Source organism: Leifsonia sp. NPDC056824 (assembly GCF_042789575.1).
In the GTDB taxonomy this organism is placed as follows: domain Bacteria; phylum Actinomycetota; class Actinomycetes; order Actinomycetales; family Microbacteriaceae; genus Leifsonia.
This window is the reverse complement of sequence record NZ_JBHUAV010000005.1, coordinates 53,280-74,505: the sequence shown is the minus strand read 5'-3', so window position 1 is coordinate 74,505 and position 21,226 is coordinate 53,280. Positions and strand designations below refer to the sequence as shown.

The window sequence follows — 21,226 nt, the reverse complement described above, 5'->3', positions numbered from 1 at the left end:
ATCTACTCCCTGTCGGTCAGCTGCCAGGCGTCCTCGTCCGAGTCGCCGTCCACCTCAGGATAGCCCTCGGTCATCGCGGCGACGGGGTCGGCTCCGTACCGGTCGCCGTCGTCGTGCGCGCCGGCGACGGGCTGCGGGGCCGGCTGGCCCGACGGCGCCGGGGCGGCGGCGGGACGCGACGGCGGCTCCTCCCCGCGCAGGCGCGCCAGCACCTGCGGGAGCTGCTCCGCCGTCGCGAGCACGTCGCGGGCCTTCGAGCCCTCGGACGGCCCGACGATCTCACGGGACTCCAGGAGGTCCATGAGCCGGCCCGCCTTGGCGAAGCCGACCCGCAGCTTGCGCTGAAGCATCGACGTCGACCCGAACTGCGACGAGACGATGAGCTCGGCGGCCGCGAGCAGCAGCTCCAGGTCGTCGCCGATGTCCGAGTCGATCTGCTTCTTCTCGGCGCCGACCGTGACGTCCTGCCGGTACTCCGGGCGGGCCTGGCGGGTGACGTGCTCCACGACCTTCTGGATCTCGTCCTCGTTCACCCACGCGCCCTGCACGCGCAGCGCCTTGGAGGCGCCCATCGGCAGGAACAGCGCGTCGCCCTGGCCGATGAGCTTGTCGGCGCCCGGCTGGTCGAGGATGACGCGCGAGTCCGTGACGCTGGTCACGGCGAACGCGAGGCGGGACGGGACGTTGGCTTTGATGAGACCGGTGACGACATCCACCGACGGGCGCTGCGTCGCGAGCACCAGGTGGATGCCGGACGCGCGAGCGAGCTGGGTGATGCGGACGATCGAGTCCTCGACGTCGCGCGGGGCGACCATCATCAGGTCGGCGAGCTCGTCGACGACCACGAGGAGGTACGGGTAGGGCTTGAGCTTGCGCTCGCTGCCCTCCGGCAGCACGATCTCGTTGTTGACGACCGCCTTGTTGAAGTCGTCGATGTGCCGGAAGCCGAAGCTCGCCAGGTCGTCGTAGCGCATGTCCATCTCTTTGACGACCCACTGCAGCGCCTCTGCGGCCTTCTTGGGGTTCGTGATGATGGGCGTGATGAGGTGCGGGACGCCGCCGTAGATGGTGAGCTCGACGCGCTTCGGGTCGATGAGCACCATGCGAACCTCCGACGGCTTCGCGCGCATCAGGAGGCTGGTGATCATCGAGTTGACGAAGCTCGACTTTCCGGAGCCGGTGGAGCCGGCCACCAGGAGGTGCGGCATCTTCGCGAGGTTCGCGACCACGAACCCGCCGCCGACGTCCTTGCCGACGCCGATGGTCATCGGGTGGACGCTCTTGGCGGCCGCCGGGGAGCGGAGGATGTCGCCGAGCGAGACGATCTCGCGGTCGCTGTTCGGGATCTCGATGCCGATGGCGGACTTGCCCGGGATGGGCGAGAGGATGCGGACCTCGTTGCTCGCGACCGCGTAGGAGAGGTTCTTGCTGAGCGCCGTGACGCGCTCCACCTTGACGCCCGGGCCGAGCTCGATCTCGTACTGCGTGACCGTCGGGCCGCGGGAGTACCCGGTCACCTTGGCGTCGACGCCGAACTGGGTCAGCACCTCGGTGATCGCGGCGACGATCTCCTCGTTCGCGCTGGAGCGGGTCTTCGCTGGCGTGCCCGCGGCGAGCATGGATGCCGAGGGGAGGTTGTACGGCGCGGTCGGCTGCGCGACACCGTCGTCGACCGCGACGGTCTCGTCGAAGTCCTCGGCGCCGGCCTGGAAGCCCGGCAGCACGGCGGGAGCGGTCGGCACGAGCGGCGCCGCGGCCGCTGTCGGCGGCAGCTCGCCGGTGAAGCGCTGCAGAACGGTCTCCGCGTTGGCGAGCTCGCTGAGCACATCGGTGTTGTAGTGGTCGCTCGCCGGGTCGGGCTCCAGTGCGGAGGCGAACTCGCCCTTGCCGCGCGCGGGGGCGCCGAACACCTCGGTGAGGTCGGCGGGCGCCTCGTAGTCCGGGTCCTCCTCGCGCTGGGACTTGTTGCGCCGCCACCAGGGCAGCGCGGTCTCGCCCTCCGGCTCGTCCAGCCCGTCGAGCTCGACCTGCTCGGTGCGCTGGTTCTTGCGCTCGTCCTTGGCCTCCTGACGCTCCTCCTCCGTGGGGAGCTGCGCGCCGAACAGGTAGGCGTACAGCTCGCGGATGCGCGCGGGCAGCTTGTTGGGCGGCGTCTTGGTGATGATGAAGAGGCTGAGGATCAGCAGCAGGATGATGACCGCGGCGGCCCCGTAGGGCGTGATCAGCCAGGAGAGCGGGGCGGCGATGAGCCAGCCGAGCATGCCGCCGGCCTGCGCCAGTGCGGCGACGCCGTCGGTGGGCGACGGGTGGTGGCTGAACAGGTGGCAGAGGCCGGAGACCATCAGCAGCAGGATGCCGAGGCCGATCCCGATGCGCGTGTTGTCGTGCACGGAGCTGGGATGCCGGAACAGCCAGGCGGCGAAGACCACCATGATCACCGGGAGGGCGAACGAGACCCGCCCGAAGAGGAGGCCGAACGTCCAGGAGTCGAGCGTGCGGGCGACCTGGTCGTTGATCAGGAACCACTCGACGACGACCCCCGCGATGGCCAGCAGGACCATGAAGAAGGGGAACCCGTCGCGGCGCTCCTCCTTGCTGAGCTTCTCCGGCCCGAGCGCGCGGAACGCGCCGCCGGTGAGGTGCGCCAGGCCCATCCAGGCGCGGACGAGCGGGCTCGGCGCGTCGTCGGCGGCCGGGTACGCGACGGTCCTCTGGTTCTGCGTCTTCGTCGGGGTCTTGGCGGCCGTCTTGCGCGCCGTCGAGCCGCCGCGACCGGACCCCCGGGCGGACGAAGTCGACTTGGTGCTCGTAGCCATAGGATCAACGCTACTTCGGACCCCCGGCAGGGGGACGGATCACGCGCTGATATCGGGGAAAATCGGCAGCGGGGCGCGGGCTGTGGAGGACAGGCCGTGAGGGAGTGGCGGCGCAGCTCAGCGCACCGCACGCATCATCGTGTCGGCCGTCGCCCGCGACTGGACCGTCACGTAGCCCTCGCTCACGTAGAGCCGCTGGGCGAAGTTCGCGCGCTCGACGCTCAGGCTCAGCCGGTTCGCGCCGGAGGCGGCGGCCTGCCTGCCCAGCTCCTGCAGCAGCGCGCGGCCGACGCCCTGTGCGCGCCACTGCGCGTTGACGCCGAGGGTCAACTCGGGCACGCCGACGGCGACGAACCCCTTGCCGGGCTGGTCGGCCGGGAACAGCCGGGCCCAGCAGGCGCCGACCGCCGCGCCGTGGGCGTCCTCCGCGACGCAGCCGAAGTCCCCCGGCCGCTTCCAGCCGGCGACGTAGCGCAGGACGGCCGGGTCCTCCAGGACGGCGACGCGCGGACGCGCGCGGGCGACGTTCCAGTTCGCCGCCTCGACCAGCATGTCCGAGAGGACGCGCGCATCCTCACGGTTCGCCGGGCGGATCAGGAACCCTGTCATGGCTGAACGCTACTCGCCGGCGTGTTTCGTGCGGGTTACAGCGGCGGCCATCAATACCGGATGGCGTCGATCACCTTGACGCGCACGGCCACGAGCGCCGGCAGCAGCCCCGCCAGCGCCCCCACCGCCGTCGCGGCCACCAGGCCGAGCACGGCGGCTTCGACCGGGAACGGCGGCATGTCCGAGATCATCCCCTGACTGAGCCGCTCCTCCACCCACGGGTTCTTCACGACAAGAACAGAGAGCGCGACGCCCGCCGCGCCGGCCACGACCGTCGCCACGACACTCTCCATCATCACCGCGAAGAAGACCCGGGCGCTGGTCGCCCCGAAGCTGCGGCGGACACCGATCTCCCGGATGCGGTGCCGCACCGTCACCATCGCGATGTTGACCAGCCCGAGCGCGCCGAGCAGCAGGATGAGCACGGCGATGCCGCCGACGCCCAGCTTGAGAGGCAGGAGGGGGTCCCTGTCACGGTTCGCCATATAGTCGGTGCGGTCGACGCTCACCACGTCCTTCCCGAGCGCCTGATCGAACTCGGCGGTGATCGCGGAGACGAGCGGCGTCGCGACCTCCGGAGGCACCCACGCCTCCCGCGACGGTGGCTCGAAGGGACGGGTCTGCGATGCCGCAAGCCGGTCGAGCGAGGAGTTCAGGACGATCGCCGTCGCGTCGTCGGGCGACTCCGGCGTCTTCACGACGCCGATGACGAGCGCCGTCACCTTCAACTCACCGTCGAGCACGGTCGCGGTGGGATGCGTGGCGAGCGCCGGCGAGCCGAGCCGCCGCCAGAAGGCTTCGTTGACGATGATCGGCGGCGCGAGCACGGCCTCGTCCGCGGACCGGAACCACCGGCCGTCCTTCACGACCGTACGGTGCATCGTCGCGAAGTCAGGGTCGACGGTCTGCGCCATGACCGAGGTCACGCCGTCGCGGAACTGCACGGGGAGGGAGGTGTTCCCGACCTTCGAGGAGTACTGGATGTCGTGACGCTTGAGGATCGTGGCCCAGGTGGCTTGGATGCGCTCCTCGCTCGCGGCGTCCTCCCCCATCGGGTGAACCGCGATCAGCGCAGGACGACCACCCCAGCGCTCGTCGCTCTCGCGCATCGCCTGCTCGACGATGCCGGCGAGTCCGACGACCGAGCTGAGCGCGCACACGGCGACCCCGACCCCGATCAGCGACAGCAGCACGCGGGTGCGGTGGATGCGCACCTCCTGCCAGGCCTCGACGAGCGCGCCCCACAGGGCGGAGAGCGCGTTCATGCCGCCGCCTCCGCGGTCGCGGCGTGCAGGCGGCCGGCGTCGAGCCGGTGACGGACCTGGGAGCGCGCGGCCACCGCCGGGTCGTGCGTGATGACGACGAGGGCCGCGTCGTTCTCGGCGGCGACCTCCTCGAGCAGGTCGATGACGCTCGTGCCGGTCTCGACGTCGAGCGCCCCGGTCGGCTCGTCGGCGAGGATCAGCCGCGGCCCGCGCACCAGCGCCCGGGCGATGGCGACGCGCTGCTGCTCGCCGCCGGAGAGCACCTCGGGCAGCGAGCCGAGACGATGGCCGAGCCCGACACGCTCGAGCATCTCGGTGGCGAGGAGTCTGCGCCTCCAGAACCGCCGGCCGCTCGCGTAGAGCAGCGGGGTCATCACGTTCTCGAGCGCCGTCCGGCCGGAGAGCAGGTTGAACTGCTGGAAGACGAACCCGACGTCGGCGCCACGGCGCCGGTCGCGCTCGCGTCCGCCGATCCGCTCGACGGGGACGCCCTCGAACTCGAACTCCCCGCTGCTGGGCGAGTCCAGGAGGCCGAGGATGTTGAGCAGGGTCGACTTGCCCGACCCGGAGCGCCCGACGACCGACACCCGCTCCCCCGCCGCCACGACGAGGTCGACGCCGTGCAGGATGGTGAGCGGCTCGGCGTCGGGGACCTGCACGGTCTTCGTCACGCCGCTGAGGCGGAGCAGTTCCGTCACGGCCCCGCCGTCCCGGGGCCCGTGCAGATCATGCCGTTGCCGCTCGGCACGCAGCCGCCCTCGGGGGTCTGCGCGCCCGGCACGAACTGCAGCACGGTGTCGCCCTCTTTCAGTCCCTCCGTCACCTCGACGGAGGTGCCGTCGGTGAGGCCGAGCCCGACCTGCACCTCCGTGGGGTCGCCGCCCTTCTCGTCCGGCACGAAGACGACGCCCTTCTCCGCGGAGCCCTTCACGGCCGTGGTGGGCACCGTGAGCACGCTCTCGGCGCGCCCGGCGGAGATCGTGAGATCGGCGCTCAGCCCGGCGAACACGGTGACGTCTGCAGGGACGGCGCAGCGGACCGTCGTGGTGGAGTCGGTGCCGCCGTTGTTGCCGCCCGTCCCCCGCTCTGTGTTCGGGGCGGCGTTCGCGGCGGTTGCGGGCGGCGTCGTGATGGTCAGCCCGGTGCAGGTGAACGGGGCGGGACCGCCCGTGACCGTGACGGTGGCCTCGCTCGGCCGATTCACCAGGCGATACTGCTGCTCGGCCGGGAGCGTGGCCGAGACCGAGAAGCTCGGCGGTGCGACCGAGCCGACCGTGTCGCCGATCGCGACGCTCTGACCGGCGAGCACTGAGAGCTCGCTCAGGACGCCCGCGATCGGCGCGGTGACCTCCACGTAACTGATGATCGGCTTGCGCTCGGTGACGGTCTGCGAGCCGTCCGGCCCGGTCTCGGTGACCGGGTCGCGCGGCGTCTCCACTGTGATGTCGAAGAGCACCGCCCCGGCCGCGACCGGCTGACCGACCGTCGCCTGGACCGTGTTCACCGTTCCGGCCGCGGTCGCCCGCGCCGGGACCGCGTCGTCGGCCACGACCGACCCGGTCACCGTCACGTCGTTGACGATCGTGCCTGTCGTCACGGCCGTGACCGGGTCGGTCAGCCGACCGGTCGGCGTCGCCGGATCGGCCGCGGTGGACTCCCCGCTCGGGAAGAACGCCAGCTTCACCAGCGCGACGGCGATCGCCGCCACGATCACGATTCGGATCGCCGGGAAGACCCAACGTCGCATGACCCCCACATGCAGCCCTTCATTCAGTGTGCGCCGACCCCCGACGTCACCTGAATTCCATCTTACATGTAGCCAGTGATACTCCGAATCACGCCTCGATGACGAGCGGGACGATCATCGGACGGCGGCGGTAGCTGGTGTTCACCCAGCGGCCGACCGTGCGGCGGACCACCTGGGAGAGCGCGTGCGAGTCGCGGACGCCGCTGTGCGCCGCGTCGGCGAGCGCCGCCGCGATCTTCGGCTTGACGGCGTCGAACACCGCGTCGTCCTCCGCGAAGCCGCGGGCGTGGATCTCCGGGCCCGTGACGATGCGGCCGCTGGCGGCCTCCACGACCACGATGATCGAGATGAAGCCCTCTTCGCCGAGGATGCGGCGGTCCTTGAGGTCGGCGTCCGTGATCTCGCCGACGCTGGAGCCGTCCACGTAGACGAAGCCGAGGTCGAGCTGGCCGACCACGCGGGCGACGCCGTCGCGGAGGTCGATGACCGTGCCGTCCTCGGCGATGATCGTGTTCTTCTCCGGCACGCCGGTGTCCATCGCGAGCCGCGCGTTGGCGACCAGGTGGCGGTACTCGCCGTGCACGGGCATGACGTTGCGCGGCTTCAGGATGTTGTAGCAGTAGAGCAGCTCGCCCGCGGCCGCGTGACCGGAGACGTGCACTTTGGCGTTGCCCTTGTGCACGACGTTGGCGCCGAGCTTGGTCAGCCCGTCGATCACCCGGTAGACCGCGTTCTCGTTGCCCGGGATGAGGCTGGAGGCCAGGATGACCGTGTCGCCGTGGCCGACCTCGATCTGGTGGTCGAGGTTCGCCATGCGCGCGAGCACCGCCATCGGCTCGCCCTGGGAGCCGGTCGACATGTAGACGATCTCGTCGTCCGGGAGGTCGGCGGCCTTCTTGTAGTCGATGAGCACGCCCTCGGGAACCTTGAGGTAGCCCAGCTCGGAGGCGATGGTCATGTTGCGCACCATCGAGCGGCCGAGCAGCGCGACGCGGCGGCCGTTGGCGGCGGCGGCGTCGAGGACCTGCTGCACGCGGTGGACGTGGCTGGAGAAGCTGGCGACGATCACCCGGCGCGGCGCCCGTGCGATCACGTTGTCGAGCACGGGGCCGATGGAGCGCTCGAGCGGCGTGAAGCCGGGCACATCGGCGTTGGTGGAGTCGGCCATGAACAGGTCGACGCCCTTCTCGCCCAGGCGGGCGAAGGCGCGCAGGTCGGTGATCCGGTCGTCGAGCGGGAGCTGGTCCATCTTGAAGTCGCCGGTGTGCAGCACCGTGCCGGCCGGCGTGGTGATGGCGACGGCGAGCGCGTCGGGGATGGAGTGGTTGACCGCGACGAACTCCAGGTCGAACGGGCCGAGCTGCTCGGTGCGGCCCTCCTTGACCGTGAGCGTGTACGGCTGGATGCGGTGCTCCTTGAGCTTCGCCTCCACGAGCGCGAGGGTCAGACCGGAGCCGATCAGCGGGATGTCCCGTCGCAGCTTCAGGAGGTAGGGCACCGCGCCGATGTGGTCCTCGTGCCCGTGCGTCAGCACCACGCCGAGCACGTCGTCGAGGCGGTCGCGGACCGGGGTGAAGTCGGGCAGGATCAGGTCGACGCCCGGCTGGTCCTGCTCGGGGAACAGGACGCCGCAGTCGACGATGAGGAGCTTGCCTTCGTATTCGAAGACGGTCATGTTGCGGCCGATCTCGCCGAGACCGCCGGTGGGGATGATTCGGAGCGTTCCCGGTTCGAGAGCCGGGGGCGCGGAGACGAGGTTGGGCATCTGCCCTCCAATGTTCAGGTGTGTACGTACATCCGGGCGTCGGGCCCGGGGTGGAACCGGCCGCAGAGCGGCCCTAGCGTGTGGCGCCGGCGATCTTGGGCAGCGCGCCGCCGGCGGCGGCGTTGCGATCGGGGCGGAAGTTGCGGAAGTCGGCGCCGGGGATGTCGCGGACGAGGTCGAGCTCGTCCTCGATCTGCGCGGCCTCCCACTCCTCCGGGCCGACCAGCGGGAGACGGACGCGCGGGCTGGAGATACGCCCGAGGCCGTGCAGGATGTACTTGGCCGCCACAGTGCCGGGGACGTGCGTCATGACGGCGCGGACCAGAGGCTCCAGCTTCTGGTGGGCGGCCGTGGCGGTGGTCAGGTCGCCGGCGTTGACCGCGTCCACGATCTGGCGGTACGGGGTCGCGGTGATGTTGGCCGTGACGCCGATGAGGCCCGTGGCGCCGATCGCCAGGTGCGGGAGCACGTTGGCGTCGTCGCCGGAGAAGTACATCAGGTCGGTCTGGTTGAGCACCCGGCTGACCTCGCTGAAGTCGCCCTTGGCGTCCTTGATGGCGAGCACGTTGGGGTGCTTGGCGATGCGCAGGATGGTCTCGTACTTGATCGGGACGCCGGTGCGGCCGGGGATGTCGTAGAGGATGACCGGCAGATCGGTGGAGTCCGCGATCATGCGGAAGTGCGTGAGGATTCCGGCCTGCGTCGGCTTGTTGTAGTACGGCGTGACGATCATGACGCCGTCGGCGCCGGCCTTCTCGCTCTGCTTGTAGAGCTGGATGGCGTGCGCGGTCTCGTTGGAGCCGCCGCCGGTGATGATCTTGGCCCGGCCGCCCGCGACGTCCTTGCCCACCTCGACCAGGCGCAGCTTCTCGGCGTCGGTGAGGGTGGAGGTCTCCCCCGTGGTGCCGGTGACGACGATGCCGTCGGCGCCCGCGACGATGACGTCGTCCATGTGCTTCTCCACGCCGGCCCAGTCGACCTCGCCGTCGGCGGTGAAGGGCGTGACCAGGGCGACGAGCACCTGGCCGAAGGGATTAGCGGGAGCGGCCATGGAGTCAAGGCTATCGGGTCGGGCCAGGCGACCGCCTCCCCGCCTGCCGATCTGTGGAGAGGTCGTCCCAGGGCCCGGCCTGTGGAGGACAGGCTGTGGAGGACAAACGCCGTCATGTTCGTTCACACTGACTTCAGCCGGTGGCGCGGCGCGCGTATCGTCGCGCTCACCATGTCCGCACCCTCCGCCCTCCTCGTCCTGCTCGGACTGGTCGCCGTCTCGACGGTGGCCGGAATCCTCTGGCGCGCCCGCACCGGCCGGGTCCGCTCGGCACGGGCCGACCGGGTGACTGCCGCCGAGGTGGGCGCGGCCGGGCTCGGCTCGCGCGCGACGCTCGTCCAGTTCTCCACGGCCTTCTGCGCCCAGTGCCCGTCGACCGCGCGCGTGCTGCACGGCCTCGCCGGCGAGCACGACGGCGTCGAGCACCTGGACGTCGACCTGACCGTCCGCCCGGAGCTCGCCCGCCGGTTCGGCGTGCTGCAGACCCCGACCACCCTGCTGCTCGACGCCCGCGGCACCGTTCGCGGCCGCATCGCCGGGGCCGCACGGCCCGGCGACGTCCGCAGCGCCCTCGACCGCATCCTGACGGAGTGACCATGACCGACGCCCCGAAATCTCCCGCCACCGGAATCGACCCGCGCTCGCCGCGGTTCGGCGCCGCGATCACGGCCGTCCTGCTGCTGATCGACCTCTTCCTCGCCCTCACCGGCGCGACCGCCGCCGCCGCGGTGCTGCTGCTCCTGATCGCCGCCCTGTTCGCCTGGGGAGCCTTCGCGGGCGTGCGCCGCCATCCGTACGGCCTGCTGTACCGCGTGGCGGTGCGCCCCCGGCTCGCGCCGCCGACCGAGCTGGAGGACCCGGCTCCGCCGACGTTCGCGCAGGGTGTGGGACTCGTCGTCACCGGGCTCGGTCTCCTCCTGTTCGTGCTGGGCGTGCCCGCCGCGCTGCCGATCGCCGCCGCCCTCGCGTTCGTCGCGGCCTTCCTCAACGCCGTGTTCGCCCACTGCCTGGGCTGCCAGATCTACCTGCTGCTCGTGCGGGCCGGCGTCATCCGGAGGCGTGCGAGCGCGGTCTGATGACCGAAACCGGGAATCCCCCGGACGGGGGTCGACGGGTCGGACGCCGCCAGTAGTCTGGTCGGACCCGCGCGCATTCAGCGGCGTGGACAACAGGAGGTCTCATGGCAGTCACCAGCGAATCCACCACGGTCTGGACCGGCGATCTGAAGTCCGGGTCGGGGACGGTCTCGCTCGACTCGTCGGGAGCGGCGACGCTCTCGGTGAACTGGAAGGCGCGCTCGGAGGGCGGCGCGGAGACCTCCACGCCCGAGGAGCTGCTGGGTGCCGCCCACTCCGCCTGCTTCTCCATGGCGTTCTCCAACGTCCTCGCCGCCTTCGGCACGGCGCCGGAGAGCATCCGCACCACCGCCGCGGTGACCTTCGACCCCGCGGAGGGCATCACCGGCAGCCACCTCCTGGTCGAGGCGACCGTCCCGGGGCTCGGCGAGGAGGACTTCCAGCGCCTGGCCGACGAGGCCAAGCGCACCTGCCCGGTCTCGCGGGCGCTGGTCGGCATCCCGATCACGATCGAAGCCACGCTGGCCTGAGCCGATGAGGCCTCAGCCGATGCGGGTGCTCGTGGCCGGCGCGTCCGGCATGATCGGCACCGAGCTCGTCCGCGCGCTGCGGGCGGAGGGCCACGTCGCCCTCCGCCTGGTGCGGCGGGAGCCGGCCGCCGCGGACGAGCGCGCCTGGGCCCCCTCGGCGCGGAGCATCGACCTGCGGCTGCTGGACGACGCGGACGCCGTGGTGAACCTCTCCGGAGCCTCCCTCAACCGGCTGCCCTGGACCGCCGCGCACAAGCGCCGCATCCTCGACTCCCGGCTGGCCGCGACCGGCACGCTCGCGGACGGGATGCGCCAGGCCGCGAACCCGCCCGGCGTCCTCATCAGCGGCGCGGCGGTCGGGTACTACGGCGACCGGCCGGGACAGACCCTGACCGAGGACTCCACCAAGGGCACCGGGTTCCTCTCGGACGTGGTGGAGGCCTGGGAGACGGCGGCGCACCTCGCGCCGACGACGACCCGCGTCGTCACCCTCCGCACCGGCGTCGTCGTCGGGCCCGGCGGCGCGATGACCCCGCTGCTCCGGCTGGCGAAGGCCGGGCTCCTGGGCCCGATCGCCGGCGGCCGGCAGCACTGGCCCTGGGTGAGCCTGCACGACGAGGCCGCCGCGATCGTCCACCTGCTGACCTCCGGCCTGAGCGGGCCGGTCGACCTCGTCGGGCCGCAGCCCGCCACCGCCGGCGAGGTGCTGCGCGCGCTGGCCAAGGCGGTGCACCGTCCGTACGGCCTCCCATTGCCGCGGCCGGTCGTGACCCTCGGGCTCGGCGAGGCCGGTCGCGAGCTGCTGCTCGCGGATCAGCGGGTGCTGCCGCAGCGCCTGCTCGACGACGGGTTCGTTTTCCGGGACGCGACGGTGCAGGAGGCGATGGCGCGGCTGGTGGAGCGGGCAGCCTAGCCGGCTGCGCGCTCCTGCGCCCGGTACAGCCCGATCGCCTGCCGCAGCGCCGCGCGCGCCCGGCGCCGGTCGCCGCTCGCGTCGTAGGCGAGCCCGAGCCGGAACCACGCCCGCCAGCTCTCCGGCGCCGCCTCCACCTCGGCCTTGAACTGCGGGAACTCCGCGTCGGCGGCGTCGCGCAGCGGACGGCCGGAGGCGCGGTGCGGGAGGTCGTCCACCGGCAGCGTCCCCTCGGCGGCCATCAGCTTGACGATCTTCTCGGTGCGGACGCCGAACAGCACCTCCCGCACGAGCGCCCAGCCCGCCACCAGCCCGATCACGACCAGCGCGACACCCATCGCGATGCCGACGGCCGACCCGGAAGCGAACAGCAGCACGGCGCGCTGGAACACCAGCACCAGGTAAACGACGAGCAGCAGCGCCATGAACAGCGCCGCGAGACGGTTGCGCATCGGAGCCCTACACCTCGCGGACGGTCGGGCGCGGCGGCTCCCCGTCCGGCTCGGAGATGCCCAGGTCGACCAGCTTGTCCAGGCCGACGAGCACCCCAGTGGTCGTCGCGGCGGCGCGGAGCGCGAGCAGGATGCCGGTCTCATAGGCCTCCTGGCCGACCGCGTCGTGGCGGATGGTGAGGGTCTCCCCCGCCCCGCCGAAGATCACCTGCTGCTGGGCCGAGACGCCGCGCATCCGGAGGCTGTGGATCGGTACGCTGCCGACCTGCTGGCCGCGCGCCCGCTGGTCGGTGTGCGGCGCGTCCACCGGGCCGCGCTGCAGCCGGGCGGCCGCGATCAGCTCGGCGGTCCGCACCGCGGTGCCGGAGGGCGAGTCGACCTTGCCCGGGCCGTGCGTCTCGACGATCTCGATCGAGTCGAAGAACCGGGCGGCGACGGTCGCGAACGCGGTGCCGAGCGCGGAGCCCAGGGAGAAGTTCGGGATGACGACGGCGCCCGCGCCCTCGTGCTCGGCGACCCGGCGCTCCAGGTCCAGGATCCGGTCGGCCGACCAGCCGGAGGTGCCGATCAGCACGTTGAGGCCGTGGTCGACGGCGAAGGCCACGATCCCCGGGCTGACCGGCGGGAGTGTCATGTCCACCAGCACGTCGGCGCCGAGCATCTTCTCGAGGGGGGTACGGGAGTCGAGAGCGGCCACCAGCTCCAGGTCGTCGGCCGCCTCGATGAGACGGACCGCCACCGATCCGAGCTTGCCGGTCGCCCCGGCTACGGCCACGCGAATAGTCACCCGTCCACCCTACCCGCGCACATTCGGCACGAATGCCGAGTATCGCGCCGCCGAACGCGACATTCGGCACGAATGTGCGCCGGTTACGCTGGGACGATGGTGTCCTTTGCCGATGTCTCCGTCACCGACGCGACCGCCCACCGGATGCTCGCGGACTACTTCGCCGAGCGCGCCGAGTCCTTCCCCGCCACCCAGGGCGCGTACCGCACGACCTTCCCCGACCCCGGCCAGTTCGTGCCGCCGGCCGGCGTCTTCCTGCTGGCGTACGACGACGGGGAGGCCGGCTGCGGCGGCATCCGCGAGCTGACCGTCCCGCTGTCGGAGACCGACGACGGTGAGCAGCTCGTCCGCTACGAGATCAAGCATCTCTGGGTGGCGCCGGCGCACCGCGGCCGGGGCCTCGGCCGCGCCATCCTCGGCGAGCTGGAGCACCGGGCGCGCGGCTTCGGCGCGACCGAGGTGGTGCTGGACACCAACGCGAGCCTGGAGGCCGCCGGCGGCCTCTACAGCTCGCACGGCTACGAGAGCATTCAGCCGTACAACGACAACCCGAACGCGACGGACTGGTTCCGCAAGCGGCTCGGCCCGAACCACACGCCGGCGTGAACCGCTAGACCGGCTGCAGCTCCGGCAGGCCGGTGCGCAGCTCGACCGGCAGGTGGCCGAGGTCGTTGTGCACCACCAGCACGGGCGGCTTCGCCGAGCGCACCCGGATGATGGTGAGCCCGCAGTTGGCCTGGTTGAGGCCGAGCCAGCGCCAGGCCGGCGCGTCGAAGACGTGGCGGACGAACCAGCCGATCACGAAGTTGTGGGTCACCAGCAGGTCGTGCCGGTCGCCCATGGCGGGCGTCAGGAACTCGTTGACCGCGTCGTCCATCTGGGCGCGGCCCGCATCGATCTCGGCCTCCGTGACGGGGCCGAAGAACGACTCGAACGCCTTGGGCATGTCGGGCGTCGGACCGGACGGGATGCAGTCGAACAGCAGACTGGAGGGCTCCGGCACCACCGCGGGCATCCGCTCGGCGATGATCGAGGCCGTCTGCTCCGCGCGCACGAGCGGCGAGTGGTACATGCCGGTCAGCGGCAACCCGCTTAGCCGGTCGGCGATGAGCTGCGCCTGGCGCTTGCCGCGCGGCGAGAGCGGGCCGTCCGGCAGGCCGTGCTCGGCGTCCTGCTGCTCGCCGTGACGCACCAGGTAGAGGTAATGGGGCACCGGTAGACCTTTCGAGGTAACGGAATGGAGACGGGCGGTCAGGCCACCAGGCCCGCGAAGACGTCATCGTCGACGCCACCCACCGCGGAGATCGAGACCGGGCGGTCGGCCAGGTCCCGTGCGAGTTCTCGGACGTCACCGGCGGTGACGAGGTGCAGCCGCCGGAGGCTCTCGTCGAGGTCGGCGAACTCCCCCAGGCTGATCTCGGCGCGGCCGAGCCGCGACATCCGGGTGTCGGAATCCTCCAGCGCGAGCGCCGCCCCACCGGAGAGCTGGCCGACCGCGCGGCGGAGCTCGTCCGCCGTCACACCGCCGTCGGCCAGGCGGTGCAGCTCGGAGAGCATCAGCTCGGCGACCTGCCTGGCCTTCGCCGGGGCACAGCCGGAGAACAGGCCGAAGACGCCGGCGTCGGAGTACGAGCCGGAGAACGAGTAGACGGCGTAGGCCAGGCCGCGCTTCTCGCGGACCTCCTGGAACAGCCGGCTCGACATCCCGCCGCCGAGGATGGAGTTGAGCACGCTCATCGTGGTGCGGCGCTCGTCGGTCGCGACGATGCCGGGCATCCCGATGATGAGGTTCGCCTGCTCGATCGGCCGCGAGACGGTCACGACCGACGCGCCGCGCTCGACGGTCGCGGCCACGGTCGGGCGGCGGTCGACCGGCGCGGCCTCCTCGTCCCGGTCCCAGCCTGCGGCGTCGAGCGCGCGCCGAACGCCCGCCACGAGCACGTCGTGGTCGACCGCGCCCGCGGCCGTGACGACCAGGTCGCGCGGCCGGTAGTTGGCCCGGTAGTGGCTCCAGACGGCGTCACGGGTCGCGGCGCGGATGGTGTCGGGGCGGCCGCCGATCGGCCTCCCCAGCGGATGGCCGCCGAGCACCGCGGTGAAGAGCCGCTCATTGGCGACATCGGCCGGGTCGTCCTCCGCCATCGACAGCTCTTCGAGGATGACCCCGCGCTCGTTCTCGAACTCGGTCGGGTCGAGCACCGACGAGGTGAGCATGTCGCCGATGACCTCCACCGCCATCGGGAGGTCACGGTCCTGCACCTTGGCGTAGTAGCAGGTGTACTCCTTGGCCGTCATGGCGTTGTGCTCACCGCCGACCGAGTCGAAGGACACCGCGATGTCGAGGGCGGTGCGCGTGCGCGTGCCCTTGAAGAGGAGGTGCTCGAGGAAGTGCGTGGAGCCCAGGCTGCCCGCCACGTCGGCGGTCTCGTCGCGCGAGCCGACGGCCACCCAGTAGCCGAGGGTGGCGCTTCGCGCGCCCGGAACCTGCTCGCTGAGGATGCGGACGCCGTTGGGCAGGATCGTGCGGCGGACGAGGGCCTCGCCGGAGGCGGCGAATGCGAGGTCGGCCAAACCGAGCGGGAGGTCGACTGCGCTGTTCATCCCCTCCACCCTACGCCAGCGCTCCTTCTCTCGCGGAGACTGGGAAATTGAGGACAAACAGACTGGTCTGTCTACCACTATACTGAAGTGACCACCCCGACCGGTCGTCCCCCCTCGGACCGGTCGGGGGGTTCTCATAGACGAGCGGAGGCCATAGCCTCCCGGAGAGAGGAGACGACCAGATGGTCATAAGTGCCCGCGCCACCATCCGGCCGCCCGCACCGTCGAAGATCAAGATCCTCGCCACCGCCGACGAGCTCTTCTACGAGGAGGGCATCCACACGGTCGGCGTCGACCGCATCATCGCGGGCGCCCGGGTGACGAAGGCGACGTTCTACAAGCACTTCCGCTCCAAGGACCTCCTGATCATCGCCTACGTCGAGGGCCGGGACCGCCAGGTGCGCGACTGGTTCGCCGAGAAGGAGGCGGAGCTGTCCGACCCGACGGCGGTCGCCCGTGCCCTCGTGGACTCCATCAACTCCGAGGCGGTGCGCCCCGGCTTCCGCGGCGACCCGTTCATCAACGCCGCAGCGCAGTTCTCCGATGAGACCCACCCCGTGCGCGTCGCCGTGACCGCGCACAGGGACTGGTACGCCAAGCACATCGAGGAGCTTTTCCGCCAGATCGGTCACCCGCGGCCGGGCGACGCGGCGGACGACCTCATCCTCGCGCGCGACGGCGCCCTGGCCGGCGGCTACGTCGGCGACCCGATCGCGGCGGGCGCGGCCCTGCACCGCGCGCTGGACCACATCCTCTCCGAGGCGTAGCCCGCCGCCGGAGGACATCGCGCGCGCCACGCCGCCCGATGTCGGCTAACGGAGGAGTTCGGGCCGGGATCGGGGCTGAAGTCCTCCGTTGCCAACGGGCCAGCGGAGGAGTTCGGGCCGAGATCGGGCGGAAGCCCCCCTTGCCGACGGGCTAACGGAGGAGTTCGGGCCCGGATTGGGGCTGGAGTCCTCCGTTGGCTGTGTGTGGGGTGGAATCGGGGCGGAAGTCCTCCGTTAGCTGCGCGCGGCGCGGAAGCGCGGCGGAAGTCCCCCGTTGGCTGCGCGCGCGGGGTTACTCGGAGACGCGGCGGGGATCGCGGAAGTGAATTGGCGCGCTAACGGAGGACATCGGGCGCGACACGCCGCCCGATGTCGGCTAGCGGAGGAGATCCGGCCCGAGTCGGGGCGGAAGTCCTCCGTTGGCGACGCGCGCTGAGGAGATCGGGGCGGGATCGGGGCGGAAGTCCCCGTTGCCAACGGGCTTGCGGAGGAGATTCGGCCGGGATCGGGGGCGGAGTCCTCCGTTGCCGACGCGGTTAGCGGAGGAGGGCGGGCCGGGATCGGGGCCGGAGTCCTCCGTTGCCGACGCGGCTAGCGGAGGAGGTCGGGGCGGGATTGGGGCGGGAGTCCTCCGTTGGCCGTCGTCGGGCGGCGGTTCGCCCTTGGAGTCCTCCGTTGGCTACGGACGCGGCGCGCTACTCGGAGACGCGGTCGAGGTCGAGCATTTGGGCTCGGGTGAGGCGGATGCCGGCGGCGGCCATCAGGCCGTCGACCTGCTCGGGGCGGCTGGCGCTCGCCACCGGGGCCACGATGGTGCGCTTGGCCAGCAGCCAGGCGATCGCGACGCTCGCCGCGGACACGCCGTGCTCGGCGGCGATGCGGTCGATCACCGCCAGGACGCGCATGCCCTTGCGGTTGACGTAGGCCGAGGCGCGCACGCTGCGGGCGTCGGCGCTCAGGTCGGACTTCGAGCGGTACTTGCCGGTGAGGAAGCCGTTGGCCAGCGCGTAGTACGGCATCACGGCGAGGCCCTGGGCGGCCGCCACGATGCGCAGAGCGCTCTCGAATTCGGCGCGGTGCATGAGGTTGTACTGGGTCTGGATGGCGACGAACTTCGGCAGGCCGGCCGACGCCAGCACACGCGCTTCGATGAGGCGGTCCGCGCTGAAGTTGGACGCGCCCAGGTAGCGGACCTTGCCGGTCTCGATGAGCCACTCCGCGGTCGCCAGGCTGTCCTCCAGCGGGACCTCCGTGTCGTCGTCGTGAAAGTACAGCAGGTCGATGTGGTCGGTCTGCAGGCGCTCGAGGGAGGCCTCCACGGCGCGCACGATGCTCACCGAGCCGAGGCCCTGGTTCTCGTGGTGACGGCCGACCTTGGTCGCGACCACCATGTCGTCGCGGTTGCCGCGCTCGTGCATCCACTTGCCGATGAGGACCTCGCTGCGGCCGCCGACGTAGCTGTCCGCGGTGTCGATGAAGTCGCCGCCGCGCGAGGCGAAGCGGTCGAGGATCGCCAGGGACGTGTCGCCGTCGGCCGTCCAGCCGAAGACGCTGGCGCCGAGCGACAGCGGGTACACGGCGAGGTCGCTCTCGCCGATGCGGCGCGGGGCGATGATCGAGAGCGGGCCGGTGAGGCCCAGGCCGCTGTCGATGTCGAGGGGGCCGCCGGTGTCGGTAGACGGCTCGGAGAAGGTCACGGTCGGCTGCGCGCGGGGCGCGGGTGCGGGCTCGACGGGCCGCTGCGAGGTCGTCGCCGGCCGCGCGGGCGCCGGAATCGACGTGCCGTCAGCGTCCGCCGCGGCCGCTACGGCGGGGGTGCGGAGGCCGACGCTCTCGAGCAGGCGCAGGGGAAGGAGCTGTGGCATCTCGTCCCCCTTCCAGACGTTCGAGCGGGTGTTCACGCTGCCGACCGATTCGTGGCTCGAATCGATTCGAGGGTGCTCTTCTCTGGAACGTTAAGGGCAGAGTACGGCATGCCGCCGACACGGCACGACCAAACCGGTGAACGGCGTAAAAATCGTTCATCACGGTTTCATCACAACGTGCTGGTCGCCCTCCGGAGCACCGATCGGGCGTGCGAAAGCACCGGTCCGTCGACCATCTTGCCGTTGTGGCGGAACACTCCCCCGCCTGCCGCGCGTGCCGCCTCCAGCAGCTCGACGGCCTCCGCCACCTGCGCCTCGTCCGGCCGGTACGCGGCGCGGACGGTCTCCACCTGCGAGGGGTGGATGCACGCGGTCGCGGCGAACCCGACGGCGACTGCGTCCTCGGCCTCCGCGGCGAGCCCGTCGAGGTCGGCGATGTCGAGGTGCACCGTGTCCACGGCGGGTTTCCCCGCAGCTCCAGCGGCGAGCAGCACCGCGGAGCGCGCGTGTGTCGCCACGTCGCGGTAGCGGCCGTCCGGATGCCGGCTCGACGTGCCACCGAGCGAGGCGACCAGATCCTCCGCTCCCCACATCAGCGCGATGACCTGCTCCGCCGCGGCGAGCTCGGCCGCCGCGACGACGCCGGCCGCGGTCTCGCACAGGGCGATCACGCGCAGCCCGGCGAGGGCACGCAGGTCCGCGGCACGCTCGGCCTTCGGCAGCATCACCGCGGTGTACGGGGTGAACGTGAGCGCGGCGAGGTCGGCGGCCAGGTCGTCGCTGCCTGCCGGATTGACCCGCACGATCACCCGCGCGGGGTCGAGGTCGGAGGCGGCGAGCGCCTCCCGGGCCGCCGGCCGGCGCACAGGGTCGACGGCGTCCTCCAGGTCGAGGATGACCGCGTCCGACCGCTCCAGCGCCTTGGCATAGCGGTCGGGCCGGTCGGCCGGACAGAACAGCAGCGCGGGGCCCCACGGGAACGGAGTCATACGTCGCTCGTCCCGAGGTGCGCGTCGCGGCACCACACCATCACCTGCCGGATCGCAGTGGCGACGACGACGCCGTCCTGGTTGCGGCCGGTGTGCTCCAGCGTCACGATCCCCTGGCCGGGGCGGGAGGCCGACAGCCGCTTGGCCGTCACCGCCGTCTCCGAGTAGAGCGTGTCGCCGTGGTACAGCGGGTGCGGGAAGGAGACCTCCGAGAAGCCGAGGTTCGCGACGATCGTGCCCTGGGTGAGCTGGGCTACCGACGCGCCGACGACCGTCGCGAGCGTCCACATCGAGTTCATCAGCCGCTCGCCGAACGGCTGCCGCGCCGACCACGCGGCGTCCAGGTGCAGCGCCTGCGTGTTCATGGTCAGCGTGGTGAAGAGGACGTTGTCGGCCTCCGTCACCGTGCGGCCGGGGCGGTGCAGGTAGCGGGTCTCCAGCTCGAACTCCTCGTAGTAGAGGCCGCGCTGCTCGATTTCTTTCATGACGCTGCCTCCAGTTCCACCGCGAGCGGCGCGCCCGTCGCGGCCACGACCTCCTCGACCGTCACGCCCGGCGCGGTCTCGCGCAGCACGAGCCCGTCCGGCGTCACGTCGATCACGGCGAGGTCGGTGATGATGCGGTCCACGCAGCCGGTGCCGGTGAGCGGGAGGCTGCACTCGGCGAGGATCTTGGGCCGGCCCTCCTTGTCGACGTGCTCCATCATCACGATCAGCCGCTTGGCGCCGAAGACGAGGTCCATCGCGCCGCCCATGCCCTTGACCATCTTGCCGGGGATCATCCAGTTGGCCAGGTCGCCGGTCGCCGAGACCTCCATTGCGCCGAGCACGGCGACGTCGACGTGGCCGCCGCGGACCATGCCGAACGACAGCGACGAGTCGAAGTAGGCCGCGCCGCGCTTGACGGTGACGGTCTCCTTGCCCGCGTTGATGAGGTCGGGGTCGACGTCGGCGTCGGCCGGGTACGGGCCGACCCCGAGCACGCCGTTCTCGGAGTGCAGGATGACCTCCACGCCCTCCGGGATGTAGTTCGGGATGAGCGTCGGCATGCCGATGCCGAGGTTGACGTACTGGCCGTTCTCGAGCTCCAGCGCCACGCGGGCGGCGAGCTCGGTGCGGGTGAGGCTCATCGGGCATTCCCTTCCTGGGCGGTGGCTTCGGCCGGCGCGGCGACCGTGCGCCGCTCGATCCGCTTCTCCACGTCGGGCGCGAGCACGACGCGCTGGACGAAGATCCCGGGCAGGTGCACCTCCCCCGGTGCGAGCTCGCCGGGCTCGACCAGCTCCTCCACCTCGGCGATGGTGATGCCGCCGGCCATCGCGGCGAGCGGGTTGAAGTTCATCGCGGCGGCGTGGAACACGAGGTTGCCGTGCCGGTCGCCCTTGGCCGCGTGAACGAGCGCGAAGTCGGGGCGCAGCGAGCGCTCCAGCACGTAGGAGGCGCCGTCGAACTCGCGCACCTCCTTCGGCTCGCTCGCGACCGCGACCGACCCGTCGTCGTTGTAGCGGCGAGGGAGGCCGCCGAGCGCGATCTGCGTGCCGACGCCGGCCGGGGTGTAGAACGCGGGGATGCCCGCGCCGCCCGCCCGCAGCTTCTCGGCGAGCGTGCCCTGCGGGGTCAGCTCCACCTCCAGCTCGCCGGAGAGGAACTGCCGCGCGAACTCCTTGTTCTCGCCCACGTACGAGCTGATCATCTTGCGGATGCGGCGCTGGGCGAGCAGGAGGCCGAGCCCCCAGTCGTCCACGCCGCAGTTGTTGCTGACCACCTCCAGGTCGGTCGTCCCAGCCTCCAGCAACGCCTGGATGAGCGCGCTCGGGATGCCGCACAGCCCGAAGCCGCCCACGGCCAGGCTGGCGCCGCTCGGGATGTCGGCGACGGCGTCCGCCGCGCTCCCCACCGTCTTATCGATCACGCTGCACTCCCTTGTCTCTCACGATCCAGTACGCCGAAAAGTACCGCCGAAACCGCCGAGTCGCCAGTTCGGCGGCGACTCG

The 21,226-nt window shown here is 71.6% G+C and carries 22 protein-coding genes; 6 read left to right on the top strand and 16 right to left on the bottom strand.

All coding sequences use genetic code 11. From position 1 onward, the window contains the following. Positions 1-2 precede the first annotated feature (2 nt). The 7 genes from ACFRFH_RS17325 to dapA all read right to left on the bottom strand — a co-directional run bounded on the left by ACFRFH_RS17325 (position 3) and on the right by dapA (position 9,253). Positions 3-2,816 (bottom strand): DNA translocase FtsK 4TM domain-containing protein, encoded by a 2,814-nt coding sequence (locus ACFRFH_RS17325; protein ID WP_382464242.1) that lies wholly within the window; start codon positions 2,814-2,816, stop codon positions 3-5. Between the two features lie 117 nt (positions 2,817-2,933). After that, positions 2,934-3,425: a GNAT family N-acetyltransferase gene (locus ACFRFH_RS17320; protein WP_382464241.1), complete on the bottom strand. Its 492-nt coding sequence runs from the start codon at positions 3,423-3,425 to the stop codon at positions 2,934-2,936. Between the two features lie 50 nt (positions 3,426-3,475). Then, complete coding sequence (locus tag ACFRFH_RS17315) at positions 3,476-4,690, bottom strand: ABC transporter permease (RefSeq protein ID WP_382464240.1); 1,215 nt, start codon at positions 4,688-4,690, stop codon at positions 3,476-3,478. Then, positions 4,687-5,388, bottom strand: a complete 702-nt coding sequence (locus ACFRFH_RS17310) for an ABC transporter ATP-binding protein (protein ID WP_382464239.1) — start codon at positions 5,386-5,388, stop codon at positions 4,687-4,689. The genes ACFRFH_RS17315 and ACFRFH_RS17310 overlap by 4 nt, the downstream gene beginning before the upstream one ends. Then, a complete protein-coding gene (locus ACFRFH_RS17305; protein ID WP_382464238.1) occupies positions 5,385-6,437 on the bottom strand; it encodes an efflux RND transporter periplasmic adaptor subunit in 1,053 nt (350 codons plus the stop codon). The genes ACFRFH_RS17310 and ACFRFH_RS17305 overlap by 4 nt, the downstream gene beginning before the upstream one ends. A gap of 88 nt (positions 6,438-6,525) precedes the next feature. Continuing rightward, positions 6,526-8,202, bottom strand: a complete 1,677-nt coding sequence (locus ACFRFH_RS17300) for a ribonuclease J (RefSeq protein ID WP_382464237.1) — start codon at positions 8,200-8,202, stop codon at positions 6,526-6,528. 73 nt (positions 8,203-8,275) lie between these two features. After that, the gene (gene dapA, locus ACFRFH_RS17295; protein WP_382464236.1) at positions 8,276-9,253 is read right to left on the bottom strand and encodes a 4-hydroxy-tetrahydrodipicolinate synthase; all 978 of its coding nucleotides are present in this window, start codon (positions 9,251-9,253) and stop codon (positions 8,276-8,278) included. Positions 9,254-9,367: 114 nt separating this feature from the next. On the opposite strand from dapA, the gene ACFRFH_RS17290 reads away from it, so the two are divergent. The 4 genes from ACFRFH_RS17290 (at position 9,368) to ACFRFH_RS17275 (ending at position 11,772) form a co-directional block, all read left to right on the top strand. Beyond that, positions 9,368-9,847 carry a thioredoxin family protein gene (locus ACFRFH_RS17290; protein ID WP_382464235.1) on the top strand — a complete coding sequence of 160 codons (480 nt, stop codon included), beginning with the start codon at positions 9,368-9,370 and terminating at the stop codon, positions 9,845-9,847. 2 nt (positions 9,848-9,849) lie between these two features. Continuing rightward, positions 9,850-10,329, top strand: a complete 480-nt coding sequence (locus ACFRFH_RS17285) for a DUF4395 family protein (protein WP_382464234.1) — start codon at positions 9,850-9,852, stop codon at positions 10,327-10,329. A gap of 104 nt (positions 10,330-10,433) precedes the next feature. Continuing rightward, positions 10,434-10,859, top strand: a complete 426-nt coding sequence (locus ACFRFH_RS17280) for an OsmC family peroxiredoxin (RefSeq protein WP_370054070.1) — start codon at positions 10,434-10,436, stop codon at positions 10,857-10,859. Positions 10,860-10,863: 4 nt separating this feature from the next. Further along, entirely contained in the window at positions 10,864-11,772 is a 909-nt protein-coding gene (locus tag ACFRFH_RS17275; RefSeq protein ID WP_382464233.1) for a TIGR01777 family oxidoreductase, read from the top strand. On the opposite strand, the gene ACFRFH_RS17270 is transcribed toward ACFRFH_RS17275, so the two are convergent. Further along, positions 11,769-12,224: a hypothetical protein gene (locus ACFRFH_RS17270; RefSeq protein ID WP_382464232.1), complete on the bottom strand. Its 456-nt coding sequence runs from the start codon at positions 12,222-12,224 to the stop codon at positions 11,769-11,771. The genes ACFRFH_RS17275 and ACFRFH_RS17270 overlap by 4 nt on opposite strands. Positions 12,225-12,231: 7 nt before the next feature. Then, the gene (gene dapB / locus ACFRFH_RS17265; protein WP_382464231.1) at positions 12,232-13,011 is read right to left on the bottom strand and encodes a 4-hydroxy-tetrahydrodipicolinate reductase; all 780 of its coding nucleotides are present in this window, start codon (positions 13,009-13,011) and stop codon (positions 12,232-12,234) included. A gap of 96 nt (positions 13,012-13,107) precedes the next feature. Here dapB and ACFRFH_RS17260 point away from each other — a divergent pair, with 96 nt between their 5' ends. Further along, positions 13,108-13,617: a GNAT family N-acetyltransferase gene (locus ACFRFH_RS17260; protein WP_382464230.1), complete on the top strand. Its 510-nt coding sequence runs from the start codon at positions 13,108-13,110 to the stop codon at positions 13,615-13,617. A 4-nt stretch (positions 13,618-13,621) separates the two neighbouring features. Here ACFRFH_RS17260 and ACFRFH_RS17255 read toward each other — a convergent pair whose 3' ends face one another. Further along, positions 13,622-14,224 (bottom strand): histidine phosphatase family protein, encoded by a 603-nt coding sequence (locus ACFRFH_RS17255; protein ID WP_382464229.1) that lies wholly within the window; start codon positions 14,222-14,224, stop codon positions 13,622-13,624. Positions 14,225-14,262: 38 nt separating this feature from the next. Beyond that, entirely contained in the window at positions 14,263-15,612 is a 1,350-nt protein-coding gene (locus tag ACFRFH_RS17250) for a M16 family metallopeptidase (protein ID WP_382464228.1), read from the bottom strand. 182 nt (positions 15,613-15,794) lie between these two features. Here ACFRFH_RS17250 and ACFRFH_RS17245 point away from each other — a divergent pair, with 182 nt between their 5' ends. Beyond that, the gene (locus ACFRFH_RS17245; protein WP_382464227.1) at positions 15,795-16,379 is read left to right on the top strand and encodes a TetR/AcrR family transcriptional regulator; all 585 of its coding nucleotides are present in this window, start codon (positions 15,795-15,797) and stop codon (positions 16,377-16,379) included. 695 nt (positions 16,380-17,074) lie between these two features. Here the strand turns inward: ACFRFH_RS17245 and ACFRFH_RS17240 are convergent. From ACFRFH_RS17240 to ACFRFH_RS17220, 5 genes are all read right to left on the bottom strand, one after another. Next, entirely contained in the window at positions 17,075-18,244 is a 1,170-nt protein-coding gene (locus ACFRFH_RS17240; RefSeq protein ID WP_382464226.1) for an aldo/keto reductase, read from the bottom strand. A gap of 170 nt (positions 18,245-18,414) precedes the next feature. Further along, positions 18,415-19,233 carry an HpcH/HpaI aldolase/citrate lyase family protein gene (locus tag ACFRFH_RS17235; protein WP_382464225.1) on the bottom strand — a complete coding sequence of 273 codons (819 nt, stop codon included), beginning with the start codon at positions 19,231-19,233 and terminating at the stop codon, positions 18,415-18,417. Beyond that, positions 19,230-19,718 (bottom strand): MaoC family dehydratase, encoded by a 489-nt coding sequence (locus ACFRFH_RS17230; RefSeq protein WP_382464224.1) that lies wholly within the window; start codon positions 19,716-19,718, stop codon positions 19,230-19,232. Before ACFRFH_RS17230 ends, ACFRFH_RS17235 begins: the two co-directional genes overlap by 4 nt. Beyond that, positions 19,715-20,362, bottom strand: coding sequence for a CoA transferase subunit B (locus tag ACFRFH_RS17225; protein WP_370054081.1), 648 nt, complete (start codon positions 20,360-20,362; stop codon positions 19,715-19,717). Before ACFRFH_RS17225 ends, ACFRFH_RS17230 begins: the two co-directional genes overlap by 4 nt. Further along, positions 20,359-21,144, bottom strand: a complete 786-nt coding sequence (locus ACFRFH_RS17220) for a CoA transferase subunit A (protein WP_382464223.1) — start codon at positions 21,142-21,144, stop codon at positions 20,359-20,361. Before ACFRFH_RS17220 ends, ACFRFH_RS17225 begins: the two co-directional genes overlap by 4 nt. Between the last annotated feature and the right edge of the window lie 82 nt (positions 21,145-21,226).

Excerpts from the sequence above, each read along its gene's own strand:
- ACFRFH_RS17230 (WP_382464224.1), bottom strand. The coding sequence starts at position 19,718 with ATGAAAGAAATCGAGCAGCGCGGCCTCTACTACGAGGAGTTCGAGCTG.
- ACFRFH_RS17270 (WP_382464232.1), bottom strand. The coding sequence starts at position 12,224 with ATGCGCAACCGTCTCGCGGCGCTGTTCATGGCGCTGCTGCTCGTCGTT.
- dapA (WP_382464236.1), bottom strand. The coding sequence starts at position 9,253 with ATGGCCGCTCCCGCTAATCCCTTCGGCCAGGTGCTCGTCGCCCTGGTC.
- ACFRFH_RS17245 (WP_382464227.1), top strand. The coding sequence starts at position 15,795 with ATGGTCATAAGTGCCCGCGCCACCATCCGGCCGCCCGCACCGTCGAAG.
- ACFRFH_RS17285 (WP_382464234.1), top strand. The coding sequence starts at position 9,850 with ATGACCGACGCCCCGAAATCTCCCGCCACCGGAATCGACCCGCGCTCG.
- ACFRFH_RS17320 (WP_382464241.1), bottom strand. The coding sequence starts at position 3,425 with ATGACAGGGTTCCTGATCCGCCCGGCGAACCGTGAGGATGCGCGCGTC.
- ACFRFH_RS17290 (WP_382464235.1), top strand. The coding sequence starts at position 9,368 with ATGTTCGTTCACACTGACTTCAGCCGGTGGCGCGGCGCGCGTATCGTC.
- ACFRFH_RS17305 (WP_382464238.1), bottom strand. The coding sequence starts at position 6,437 with ATGCGACGTTGGGTCTTCCCGGCGATCCGAATCGTGATCGTGGCGGCG.
- ACFRFH_RS17280 (WP_370054070.1), top strand. The coding sequence starts at position 10,434 with ATGGCAGTCACCAGCGAATCCACCACGGTCTGGACCGGCGATCTGAAG.
- ACFRFH_RS17260 (WP_382464230.1), top strand. The coding sequence starts at position 13,108 with ATGGTGTCCTTTGCCGATGTCTCCGTCACCGACGCGACCGCCCACCGG.
- ACFRFH_RS17225 (WP_370054081.1), bottom strand. The coding sequence starts at position 20,362 with ATGAGCCTCACCCGCACCGAGCTCGCCGCCCGCGTGGCGCTGGAGCTC.
- ACFRFH_RS17275 (WP_382464233.1), top strand. The coding sequence starts at position 10,864 with ATGAGGCCTCAGCCGATGCGGGTGCTCGTGGCCGGCGCGTCCGGCATG.
- ACFRFH_RS17325 (WP_382464242.1), bottom strand. The coding sequence starts at position 2,816 with ATGGCTACGAGCACCAAGTCGACTTCGTCCGCCCGGGGGTCCGGTCGC.
- ACFRFH_RS17250 (WP_382464228.1), bottom strand. The coding sequence starts at position 15,612 with ATGAACAGCGCAGTCGACCTCCCGCTCGGTTTGGCCGACCTCGCATTC.
- ACFRFH_RS17240 (WP_382464226.1), bottom strand. The coding sequence starts at position 18,244 with ATGCCACAGCTCCTTCCCCTGCGCCTGCTCGAGAGCGTCGGCCTCCGC.
- ACFRFH_RS17315 (WP_382464240.1), bottom strand. The coding sequence starts at position 4,690 with ATGAACGCGCTCTCCGCCCTGTGGGGCGCGCTCGTCGAGGCCTGGCAG.
- ACFRFH_RS17235 (WP_382464225.1), bottom strand. The coding sequence starts at position 19,233 with ATGACTCCGTTCCCGTGGGGCCCCGCGCTGCTGTTCTGTCCGGCCGAC.
- ACFRFH_RS17300 (WP_382464237.1), bottom strand. The coding sequence starts at position 8,202 with ATGCCCAACCTCGTCTCCGCGCCCCCGGCTCTCGAACCGGGAACGCTC.